The 11057-nt window shown below is 44.6% G+C and carries 12 protein-coding genes; 8 read left to right on the top strand and 4 right to left on the bottom strand.

Going from position 1 to position 11057, the window contains the following annotated elements:
* Positions 1–258 (bottom strand): helix-turn-helix domain-containing protein (locus tag B5D26_RS13140; RefSeq protein WP_143833120.1); only part of this gene is annotated, 258 nt, incomplete at its 3' end.
* A 44-nt stretch (positions 259–302) separates the two neighbouring features.
* On the opposite strand from B5D26_RS13140, the gene B5D26_RS13135 reads away from it, so the two are divergent.
* Together B5D26_RS13135 and B5D26_RS13130 are read left to right on the top strand one after the other, a co-directional pair.
* Entirely contained in the window at positions 303–500 is a 198-nt protein-coding gene (locus B5D26_RS13135; RefSeq protein WP_268808415.1) for a type II toxin-antitoxin system TacA family antitoxin, read from the top strand.
* Positions 497–1030, top strand: a complete 534-nt coding sequence (locus B5D26_RS13130) for a GNAT family N-acetyltransferase (RefSeq protein ID WP_078746182.1) — start codon at positions 497–499, stop codon at positions 1028–1030. Before B5D26_RS13135 ends, B5D26_RS13130 begins: the two co-directional genes overlap by 4 nt.
* A 187-nt stretch (positions 1031–1217) precedes the next feature.
* Here the strand turns inward: B5D26_RS13130 and B5D26_RS13125 are convergent, their stop codons facing one another.
* Together B5D26_RS13125 and B5D26_RS13120 are read right to left on the bottom strand one after the other, a co-directional pair.
* Positions 1218–2291, bottom strand: coding sequence for an acyltransferase family protein (locus tag B5D26_RS13125; protein WP_078746181.1), 1074 nt, complete (start codon positions 2289–2291; stop codon positions 1218–1220).
* A 469-nt stretch (positions 2292–2760) separates the two neighbouring features.
* A complete protein-coding gene (locus B5D26_RS13120; RefSeq protein ID WP_078746180.1) occupies positions 2761–3657 on the bottom strand; it encodes a LysR substrate-binding domain-containing protein in 897 nt (298 codons plus the stop codon).
* A 152-nt stretch (positions 3658–3809) separates the two neighbouring features.
* Between B5D26_RS13120 and B5D26_RS13115 the strand changes: the two genes are divergently transcribed.
* Both B5D26_RS13115 and fghA read left to right on the top strand, forming a co-directional pair.
* The gene (locus B5D26_RS13115) at positions 3810–4940 is read left to right on the top strand and encodes an S-(hydroxymethyl)glutathione dehydrogenase/class III alcohol dehydrogenase (protein WP_078746179.1); all 1131 of its coding nucleotides are present in this window, start codon (positions 3810–3812) and stop codon (positions 4938–4940) included.
* A gap of 77 nt (positions 4941–5017) precedes the next feature.
* On the top strand, positions 5018–5875 hold the full coding sequence (gene fghA / locus B5D26_RS13110) for an S-formylglutathione hydrolase (RefSeq protein WP_078746178.1): 858 nt from the start codon (positions 5018–5020) through the stop codon (positions 5873–5875).
* A 76-nt stretch (positions 5876–5951) separates the two neighbouring features.
* Here the strand turns inward: fghA and B5D26_RS13105 are convergent, their stop codons facing one another.
* On the bottom strand, positions 5952–6599 hold the full coding sequence (locus B5D26_RS13105; protein ID WP_078746177.1) for a DNA-3-methyladenine glycosylase I: 648 nt from the start codon (positions 6597–6599) through the stop codon (positions 5952–5954).
* 240 nt (positions 6600–6839) lie between these two features.
* Here B5D26_RS13105 and B5D26_RS13100 point away from each other — a divergent pair, with 240 nt between their 5' ends.
* From B5D26_RS13100 to B5D26_RS13085, 4 genes are all read left to right on the top strand, one after another.
* Positions 6840–7181, top strand: coding sequence for an STAS domain-containing protein (locus B5D26_RS13100; RefSeq protein ID WP_078746176.1), 342 nt, complete (start codon positions 6840–6842; stop codon positions 7179–7181).
* Between the two features lie 58 nt (positions 7182–7239).
* Positions 7240–8136, top strand: a complete 897-nt coding sequence (locus B5D26_RS13095) for an OmpA family protein (protein ID WP_078746175.1) — start codon at positions 7240–7242, stop codon at positions 8134–8136.
* A 64-nt stretch (positions 8137–8200) separates the two neighbouring features.
* Complete coding sequence (locus B5D26_RS13090; protein WP_200810682.1) at positions 8201–10264, top strand: SLBB domain-containing protein; 2064 nt, start codon at positions 8201–8203, stop codon at positions 10262–10264.
* Between the two features lie 53 nt (positions 10265–10317).
* Entirely contained in the window at positions 10318–11025 is a 708-nt protein-coding gene (locus B5D26_RS13085; RefSeq protein WP_078746173.1) for a nucleotide-binding protein, read from the top strand.
* Positions 11026–11057 lie beyond the last annotated feature (32 nt).

Below are 11057 nucleotides of genomic sequence, written 5' to 3'. Positions count from 1 at the left end.
CAAAATCACGAGGTCAAACAGTTCATTACCCTGAGCAAGCTTTTTCACTGGTCGACAGCCTACTCTTCGAGCCTGACGGTTGGCTTGAGCCTTAGGTGCTTCGTATAGGCCATCGGCAAGCTGGTTACGACGAATCTCTCGACTGATTGTTGAGGGGCTTCGATCAAGTAGGCGAGCAATACTTCGCAGACTGAGATTGTGAAGCAGGCCAATTTGAATAGTGGCACGCTCTTCTATGTTGAGTTCTTTGTATGTCATAACAACACCTTACCCGATATTGGATTAGGTGTTGCACTCAGAATTTGCCGCTAAGAAGTTTAACTGAATATGTAGTTAGGTTAATGGACGAAGACGCTACGCACGTAATTGAAAAGCATGAGAGCATCGCTGTTAAGGACAACGTCTTTGATAAATTTATGCATGCGTGCGATAAAGCTAAAGCACCCAATCAGGCTTTGCTTGAAGCGGCGAAATTTACAGATGAGAGTAGCATTAAGTGAGTTGGGGTAAGGCGTTCGTTGAACTGAGTAAATCGAAACATGATCGCAATTCTTTTGATTGTAGTGAGCAAGAGTTAAATACGTTTATCAAAACTCAAGCGGCTAAACATATGCAAGCGGGTATTAGCCGGACAATGGTGTTACCTAGTCTTCAGCCATTGCTCAATCAAAAGTATGCGATTTGTGCGTTTTACAGTGTGGCAGCAAGTTCAATTAGCCGCGAAACCTTACCCGTACAACTCTCAAAGAAGCTCCCTAGTTATCCCATACCTGTATTCTTACTTGCTCAGCTTGCCGTACATAAGGAGTATCACGGCTCTGGCTTGGGAAAGGTTAGCCTAATTAGGGCACTTAAGTACTTATGGGCAGTCAATCATCACATGAAAGCGTATGCCATTGTTGTTGATTGTCTGACTAGCTCTGCCCAAGCCTTTTATACGAAATTTGGCTTTGAGGTTCTATGCGAGCATAACTGTCGAGTTCGTATGTTCTTGCCAATGAATACGGTAGAACAGCTTTTTACTCAATAGGTTACGAATAAGTCGAGTTTTTTAGTCCTCAGCCCCCACAACACCCTGCATATAGCTCCGCACAGGGTATTTCACCAAGCTCGTTATCCAAAGAGTTGTGCATGATGTTGCCAGTAACGACCCACTTGAGGAATACCGACTCGACTCTCGCCTTTTATTAGCGAAGTGATAACGCAATCACATCAGTTCAGTGGGGTATTGCCCCCAAAGTCTGCAACCGCCCTTTAACAAAAGTTGACAGGTTTGAACCATATTTAATGAAGTGCTTCTCACATAAATGCCAAGATAAGTAACCAAGAGCAAGAGATGCTAATATTGATGTTACTTGATTAAACAAAACGCCCTGACCGCTAAAATAGTACACCATAATCTGCTGGACGGGAAAACCCCAAAGATAAACACCATAAGATATATCAGCTTTAGGCTTAAGCTTTAAAAACAAACTTCTCGACGACACATAAAGTATAAAAAAGAATATTGATGCATACAGCAAATATGGCGCATAAATAGTATCTGAAAACAAAAAATAAAGTACAAAAAAACCTGCACACAAGCTAAAACGCATTACTACCAGATCTTTATTCAGTGCAAGAATCGCTCCAAATGCAAAGCATGGAGACAGAAAATCAACCTCATGATTTGATACAATCCAAGGAAATATTGCCTTTGAATTTAATAATGGCGCAATTAATATAACAGCAAATATAGCTACACTTAACTTTCTTGAGCTGAGCACACCAATAGCATGAAATACAAATAGTAATACATACGCAAGCACTTCATACGGGATAGTCCACAGAGACCCGTTCACTGCATTTGGATATGGGTTATTGTAAAAGACGCCAGGAAGAGTAAATTGAATATTCATTACTGATATTTTAAAGATATAGCTATATACTTCCTTATTACTAAAATATTCAGCGATAGAGTATGATGTCAGGATTGGCCCAATGACAAAAGCTGTCAAAACACTAGACAATATAAGAGCAGGCCAAATTCTAAAAACACGAGACATAAAAAAACGAATTAAATCTCCATTATTAAGAAGAGAATTAGTAACAACCAGCCCACTAAGAAAAAAGAAAATCTTTACAGCTATTGAGCCAGAATAGTCATAACCAATTAAACCACCAATTAAATCAAACTTTCCTCCCTCAGGAGAAATAGCATAAGAATGGCCATATATAACCATAACTGCGGCAATAACTCTAAACAGATCTATATTATTATTTTCCTTTCTTAAAAGTTCAGATAGTTTCAATTCTTCCTCCTTAAAAATATAGATACAACGCCTAAAAAATAAAAATAAACCGCACAACTTATCTTAAATGAGATTATTCACCATATTGTATCTCTAAAGATCGGCAGGCCAAATAGGCCGTCAACGTACCCGAATATTGAAACTTGAGCAATGTATTTTCATTGGCAATTTGGCCATGGTCAGTTTTCGAGAAAGGCAATGTACAATTCCAATCGCACTTGCTGAGCAAATCGCTTCCCGTACTGACTCAGAGTATTTAAAGTAAATCAACCTCTACATATGTTTTTCTGCCAACACCAACAGTGTGATACGTGAAACCAAATAGTTGATTCACTATTTATTTATAATGAAACTCTCTTTTCTGTAGTTCTAACAACACTCTTTCCTCAACCTTATAGCCAAAGGTTTAACAGACTGCGTTGATTACGCACTCTGCACTAAGCCATGCCGTCTGACCTTAAACCCCGCTTTATCTACTGAGTAACGCTTCTTCTAAAAACGCCACCAATAATCTCACTTTTGCCGACAGTTGTCGGTTATGCGGATACAGCGCCCAAATATTCTCGTCAATGGGTTGATAGTTACGTAGCAGCTCTACTAATAAGCCTTGTTCAAGATAATCTCGTACATAAAAATCAGGCAGTTGAACAATGCCAAGGCCTTTAAGAGCAGCATCTAACAGTGCGGTGCCGCTGTTGTATCTTAGACGTCCACTCACCCGTAGGTTGCGCTCTTTGTGATGTTCTTGTTTGGCTTGTTCATCTTGAAAGCGCCAATAGTCTAAGGTGCCCAGTAAGCAGTTATGCCTTGCCAGTTCTGACAAGGTATGCGGCTCGCCGTACTGGCGAAGATAATCAGGTGCCGCGCAGGTATAAAGGCTACGCATGGATAGCGGTTTGGCGATCATGCTTGAGTTTTCTAATCGGCCAATTCTGATGGCAAGGTCAAACCCTTGTTCAACCAGATCAAAGCGTTGGTTGCTAAGCACCAGCTGAATATCTAACTCTGGGTAGCGCAAGGCAAAGTCATTCAGCAATGGGGCGATGATGTTTTCACCGTAGGTGATAGGTGCGGTGATTTTCAATTTGCCTCTTGGCGTATCCTGCAAATGTACCACCGCACGTTCTGCCTCTGCTAAACCTTCTAATACCTGTCGACAGTGTTGGTAGTAAAGCTGGCCTGCTTCGGTTACTGAAACTTTGCGGGTTGTACGATACAACAGTTTGGTTGCTAAGCGTTGTTCAAGCTGACTCACTTGTCGGCTAATCTGTGCGGTTGAAAGTGCCATACGCTTGGCAGCTTCTGTAAAACTACCTGTTTCGACTACTGCGACAAATTCACTTACACCGTCCCATTTTGGCGTCATGATTCACTCGCTATGCTGGTGGTAAAGGGCAATTGTATTGTTACACGACAGTAAAAGTCATTTGCAAAAAAAGCCAATTATCATTTTTATAGAAACAACTACACTTTGAAACAATGCCAATGGGCTTTCAAAATAATGTAGGAGTGAGAACCATGACCGCTGAAATAATCAAGTCCCGTGCTGCAATTGCTTGGGGGCCAAACCAGCCTCTTTCTATTGAAGAAGTTGACGTAATGCCACCACAAAAAGGTGAAGTGCGTGTACGCATTGTCGCTTCTGGGGTTTGCCATACTGATGCTTACACTTTGTCTGGCGATGACCCTGAGGGCGTATTTCCTGCCATTTTAGGCCATGAAGGTGGCGGTATCGTTGAGTCAATTGGTGAGGGTGTCACCAGCGTGGCCGTGGGCGATCATGTGATTCCGCTTTACACTCCTGAGTGCGGTGAGTGCAAGTTCTGCCTATCTGGCAAAACCAATCTATGCCAGAAAATTCGTGCCACTCAAGGCAAAGGCTTAATGCCAGATGGCACAACCCGCTTTTATAAAGATGACCAGCCCATTTATCACTATATGGGCTGTTCTACTTTCTCTGAATATACCGTGCTGCCTGAAATCTCTTTGGCAAAGGTGAATAAAGCGGCCCCCTTAGAAGAGGTTTGTTTGCTCGGCTGTGGCGTTACAACTGGCATGGGCGCGGTACTGAACACAGCAAAGGTTGAAGAAGGGGCAACCGTTGCTATTTTTGGCATTGGCGGCATTGGTTTATCTGCGGTAATTGGTGCGACTATGGCCAAGGCCAGCCGTATTATTGCGGTTGATATTAACAGCAGTAAGTTTGACCTAGCCCGTCAATTGGGTGCAACCGACTGCATTAATCCCAATGACTATGATAAGCCCATTCAAGAAGTGATTGTTGAGCTGACTGATGGCGGTGTTGATTACTCTTTTGAGTGTATTGGCAACGTTAATGTGATGCGCTCGGCATTAGAGTGCTGTCATAAAGGTTGGGGCGAGTCTGTAATTATCGGCGTAGCGGGTGCAGGACAAGAGATCTCCACACGTCCATTCCAATTGGTTACAGGTCGCGTCTGGCGGGGTAGTGCCTTTGGCGGTGTAAAAGGGCGTTCTGAGTTACCGGGTATTGTTGAGCAATATCTACGTGGCGAGTTCAAGCTGAATGACTTTATTACTCACACAATGGGGCTGTCTGCAATCAATGAAGCTTTTGACTTGATGCATGAGGGCAAGAGCATTCGCAGCGTGGTTCATTTCAACCTGTAGCCCAAACCTGCAATACCTTTCCAGCACCATCACCTTTTTTCGTGTGTTTACGATTAAGGGTGATGCAGGAGTATGTGATGAGCCTTGAGAATATCAGTTGTAACAAAAGCTTTGGCGGATGGCATAAGCAGTATCGTCACCTATCAACCGTTTTAAACTGCGAGATGCGCTTTGCTATTTACTTGCCGCCTCAAGTAAACAATGGCGAAAAAGTCCCTGTGTTGTATTGGCTTTCAGGCCTGACTTGCACCGATGAAAACTTTATGCAAAAAGCAGGGGCACAGAGAGTGGCCGCCGAGCTAGGCATTGCCATTGTGGCACCTGACACTAGCCCAAGGGGAGAGGCGGTTGCCGACGACAGCAGTTACAGTCTTGGGCAAGGAGCGGGCTTTTATCTTAATGCTACAGAGCAGCCTTGGCAGGCTCATTATCAAATGTACGATTATATTGTGCAGGAGTTGCCAAGTCTGATTGAGGCCACCTTTCCAGTCACACAACAGCGTTCTATTGCAGGTCACTCAATGGGTGGGCATGGTGCGCTTGTTATTGCCTTGAGAAACCCTGATCAATATTGTGCCGTCTCAGCTTTTAGCCCTATCAGCAACCCAATGAACTGCCCTTGGGGGCAAACCGCATTCAGTGCATACTTAGGCAATAATCTTGAGCATTGGCGAGCTTACGACAGCTGCGAGCTGATCAAGCAAACAGCGGCGCAGCCTAAGCTAATCAAATTACCTATACGCATTGATCAAGGTGAAGATGACTCATTTTTGCATACAGAGCTAAAACCAGAGGCGCTACAAGCTGCGGCACAACAAGCCGACTATCCTGTACAGTTTTATCGTCATCAGGGGTATGACCATAGCTACTACTTTATTGCCAGCTTTATTGACCTGCATTTAAGCTTTCACGCCAGTCATCTAAAAAAGGCTTAGGTACTAGATCATCTGATTTTACTGCCGCCTATCATTTTTTGATGAGGCGGCCAGTTTTGCTAATTTCATTGCGCTTTTACTTATCAAGCACGATAGGTTTATCGAGTGCAGCTCTTGCGTCTAAACAAACTTGTCTGGCATAACAACCTTCAAGGTGATCATTCACCAAACCCATTGCCTGCATAAAGGCATAACAAGTGGTGGGGCCTACAAACTTCCAACCCCGTTTTTTCAGGTCTTTACTCATTTTCTGAGACAACTCAGTTTGAGCGATTTGCCGAATGCTCTCGTAATCCGCTTGGTTTGGCCGCTGCTCTAGTGTGGGTTCAAAGTGCCAAAAATAAGCGGCTAATGAGCCAAACTCTTGCTGCATTTCAACCGCTCGGGCAGCGTTATTAAGGGTGGCTTGAATTTTACCCCTATGGCGAATAATGCCGGCATCTTGCAACAAGCGCTCAACATCTTGTTCTGTAAAGTGGGTCAACTTGTGAAAATCGAAGCCTGCAAATGCAGCCCTAAAATTTTCCCGCTTACGTAAGATGGTGATCCAACTTAAGCCCGCTTGAAAACCTTCTAAACAGATTTTTTCAAACAAACGCACATCGTCAGTGACAGGGTGCCCCCATTCATGGTCATGATAATGCTGATAAAGCGCATCATTTTCGCCGCACCACCAACAACGATGCTGCTGATCTTGTCCTAAAATTAAACCTGCTGGATTCATAGTTGTGGCTCCATGCAATAATCAAGTGAATCTGAAGAGTACTGATTACTTGAATTCAATCAACCTTAACTTATGGGTGATCACTTCTAAGTTTTTGCATTTTGCAAATGCAAAGTGCAATTCTTTATTACCTGACGTTCCGACAACCTTCTAACTCATTGTTTTTAAAGAATTTAATATAATTGGTGTGGTTTCTGCTCAGTAACAGACAAAACAAGTAGGTTATTAAGGAGCAAGATCATGTATCAATCACACTACACTTTAAATGAGTATGAGGTGTTAGAGATCAGCGGCGAGCTTGATTGTGTTGCCGTAGCTGAGCGCAAAGATCTGCTTGAAAAGATCCCCACTCAGTTCTCAGGTCATATTCTGTGCGATCTCAGCAAAGTCACCTTTATGGACTCTTCAGGTATTGGTGCTTTAGTGTTTCTATTTAAGCGCCTACGTGAGCAAAACCGAAAGCTGGTTTTGGTTGGTTTAACAGGTCAACCTAAAGAACTTACCACTTTGTTACGTATCAATAGAGCGATTCCGGTTCATGCCGACATCAGAAGCTGTGTGACAGAAACGCTGGTCTCTTAATTTGGATAATCTGCGAATCTGTAGGCCTGTGGTAGATCAGGAATAGGGGAGAAGGATCATGCAATTAGCCCAATCTCATCAAGGCAACAATATTGCAGGTGCTCAACCATTACGAGCACCTGCTCCGGTCTACCTGTTTATTTTAAAGCTGCTTTTATTGATAAGCGTTATGCTCAGTAGCGGCTGTGTGAGTTGGTCTGCCTCTCAAAACGACGTACAAAACAGCTATCAACCTTACCCTTACCCCCTTGAGCAAGGCTTAAAAAATCGAGTAGCCGATGCGTTGCGTATTGCCAATTTGCGTATCGAACAACTCAACTTATCCGGTGGCGGCGACTGTGTACCTGCGCGTATTTATCGTATGCAGCAACTGGCACACCGCATTCAGCAAGAACACTTAAGCGGTTTAAACCAAGATGCTTTACATGATTTACGCGTGCTTGATCAACAGATTAACGATACGGAGTATGGTCTGCGCTATCTACAAACGCGCACAACCTGCATGGACAGCCAACCTGACCGCCAACTGACGGCGATGCAGCCACTACTGGATGAGTTAAGCCGATTCAGCTTTGCCACCGACCAAGCCAAACTACCTGACGAGATGATCACACCGCTATTGAATTTAAGCCATTGGTTGAAAAACCATCCGGTCTATCGCGTCGAGTTAATCGGTCATACCGATGCTGTTGGCTCAGAGTCTTATAATGCACAGTTAGCACTACAACGAGCTGAGGCTGTAACAACATTTTTAAAACAGCAAGGTATTGCTGATCATCAAATTTTAACGGATGCTCAAGGCGAGCATAATCCTATTGCGACCAATGCGTTAGCACAAAACCGCGCACAAAATCGTCGAGTAAGGTTTAATCTTCGTTTATTGCTGGAGCGCAGCAGTCGCAGCCAGCAGGTCAAACACTGGCCGTCAGTAACGGAGCTTTGGGGAGATCGTTAATATGGACATCTGTAATCACAGGACAGTAAAACCTTTCATATTGATACGGATATGGCTGTTAGCAATGGCTTGCAGCTTGTTATCTACGGGGCTTTACGCTGAAACCGAGGTTAGAACCCTAATCCGCATTGGTGATCAATTACAGATCAGCTTTTTAGGTGAGGAAGGATTTGAAAACAGCTTCGAGGTTGACCGTCAAGGCTATATCAATCTGCCTGAAGTAGGTTTAGTAAAAGTTTCAGGCTTAACCATTGAAGACCTTAGAAGCGTCGTGCGCCAGCAGCTTGCGCAGAGTTATCGCAATACAGAGCAGCTCCAGATCAACCTGAAAGAATCACGCTTGTTAGTTACCGTGTTGGGCTACGTTCAAACGCCCGGCGAGGTGAATATTTCAGGCCAAGGCAATTTGCAAATGGCACTAACGGCAGCGGGTGGTTTAAAACCCGGTGCGCAGTTAGACCGCATCCAGATCAAGCGGGCAGGGCAAGTTCAGGTTGTTGATTTTAAAAAGTATATGGACAGCGGAGATGAAGCACTAATACCTGATCTACAACCTTTAGACATAGTGTTTGTACCTTCCTCACCTCTAACAGGCAACGTGCAAGTTGAGTTTGATGCCGCCAGTTTATTGGCTGGTGGCGATGCCGCAGAAAAAAAGCAGTCTGTACGTATTTTTGGTGAGGTGCATAACCCCGGTACATTCAGTTTTGAAGCCGATCAAAATATGGTTGATCTGCTGATGCGGGCAGGTGGTGTCACTCGCTTTGCCAGTGTTTCACAGATCCGCCTCATTACCGAAGGAGAACCACAGCTCTTTGATCTTAAAGCCTATTTAGACAGCGGCAGCTCAAGGTCAATGCCCGCAGTGGCCGCAGGGGCAACCATTTTTGTGCCCATGAAAGAGGAAGAGATTAAAACAGGTAACAGTACCATTTATATCATGGGTGAAGTGTTTCGCCCCGGCGCTTATGAAAGCAAAGCAGAGGCAAGCTTCTTTGATATTTTAGCCAATGCTGGCGGCCCTACTCGTTATGCCAGAAGCCGTGAAATTCGTATTATTCGGCGTAATGGCACCGTGGTGAACTTTGATCTGCAAGCTTATACCGAGGGCTTAAATACTCAAAGTGTGCCGACAATTGCCGCAGGTGATGCGATCTTTGTGCCTGAGAAAAATGACTTGAACCAAACCTCTTGGTTAAAAATTAGCCCTGATAAAGCGGTACATGTTCTGGGAGCGGTCACCAACCCCGGACGTTATGAGTGGTCTAATGAGATGACGTTACTTGATCTGCTAGCAGAGAGTAGCGGCCCCGCCAAAGATGCCGATCTAGCGCAACTCAGTATTAAGCGAAAAGGGCAAGCACCAGAAATTTTCAATCTAGAAGCCTACCTTTCTGGTCGAGATAAAACGCCATTACCGCAGCTTAAGGGCGGTGACACGGTCATCATTCCTCGCCAGCCAGAACTACCCTCAGGTAATAAAGCGGCTTGGATTAAACAATCAAGTGAAGAGTCCGTTTTTATTTTGGGTCAGGTGGGAGTGCCAGGTCGCTATCGCTTTAGCCCTGAACTCAGCTTCTTAGATGTATTGGCTGCAGCCAATGGCCCCAGCCAACAGGCAGACCTAAGAGAGGTGCGGGTAATTCACCGTAACCAATCAGCAGTGCAGCTAACACAAATTGATCTGGCACTGTACTTTGAAACAGGCGATCAAAGCTTACTGCCACAGCTGCAAGCAGGGGACACTATTTTTATCCCTGACCAAGTGTTAACCAACTACCCTAACCAAGCTCATAAGTCGGTTCGCATTATGGGAGCCTTAAACAGCCCCGGCTACTATCGCTTTAATGATGATATGAATCTGTTAGACCTATTGGCCTTAGCGGGCGGCCCCACAAGCGAGGCACTGACAGAGGATGTACATATTGTGCATCAAGGTTGCTGCGACACGCGCACCACTCATTTTGATTTAAGAGCTTATTTAAAAGCGCCACAGGCACACTTATTGCCTGTAGTAAGGGCAGGAGATACTGTTTTCATGCCCGTGCGCAGCCAAAGCCGCTGGTCAGAGAGTATGGCTTTAGTGCGTGATCTGGTCAGTCTTTTAACCTTAATGCTGTTGCTATAAACCGTTTTCTACCATGTAGAAAAACCGTACATAGCACCATAGGAGAGGCCACCATGAACACTTTACCCGTACACTATGTTGAGCTAGAGCGCATCTATCGCCAATTAGAAGCTCAAGGCTATAAAACCACGGCGTTAACAGGCTGTCATGGTGACTGTGGCACTTCGATGCTGGCCTATGCCCTGTCAAAACGCTATCAGGCTGATGGTTATAAAGTGCTGTTGGTTGATCTCAACTTACAGCGTCCTAACCTTGACCACTCTTTTGGTTTTCAGCGTCAGGCTTGGCAAGCTGGAGCGTCAACCACCGCGTCTATTTGCGCGCCATCGGCACAAGGCACACATTATTTACCTGCACCTGTGGGCAATACAGCGTCGCTCTCGTTTCGTAATCAAGGCGCGTTTTCTGAGACCATTCAGCATTGGCTGCAAAGCTATGATCGAGTGATTATTGACACTTCTCCGCTTAATGCCACTAACTACCGTAATATTCCCGCAAGCACTGTTTGCTCTGAAACCGATGCCACCTTATTACTGATCAAGTCTGGCTTTACCACACAGAGCATATTGGAGGAGAGCTGCGAACAGCTACAACAAGTTAAAGCCAACCTTATTGGCTGTATTATGAATGATGTTGAGCATCCTTCATTAGCCGATGAGTTAAAACGAGAGGCCAACCGCTTAAAACCTTTTCTACCTAAGATATGTGCTCGTTTAAAACACTGGGTTAACCAATCAACCTTACTTAACCTTAGGGTATAGTGCCAAGACGTTGGCACACTAAAAACAGGTTT

Origin of the sequence: Oceanospirillum multiglobuliferum, assembly GCF_900167095.1 — a bacterium.
Lineage (GTDB): Bacteria > Pseudomonadota > Gammaproteobacteria > Pseudomonadales > Halomonadaceae > Oceanospirillum > Oceanospirillum multiglobuliferum.
Note: the sequence above shows the minus strand (reverse complement) of the source record. Positions and strands in the feature narration are given on the sequence as shown.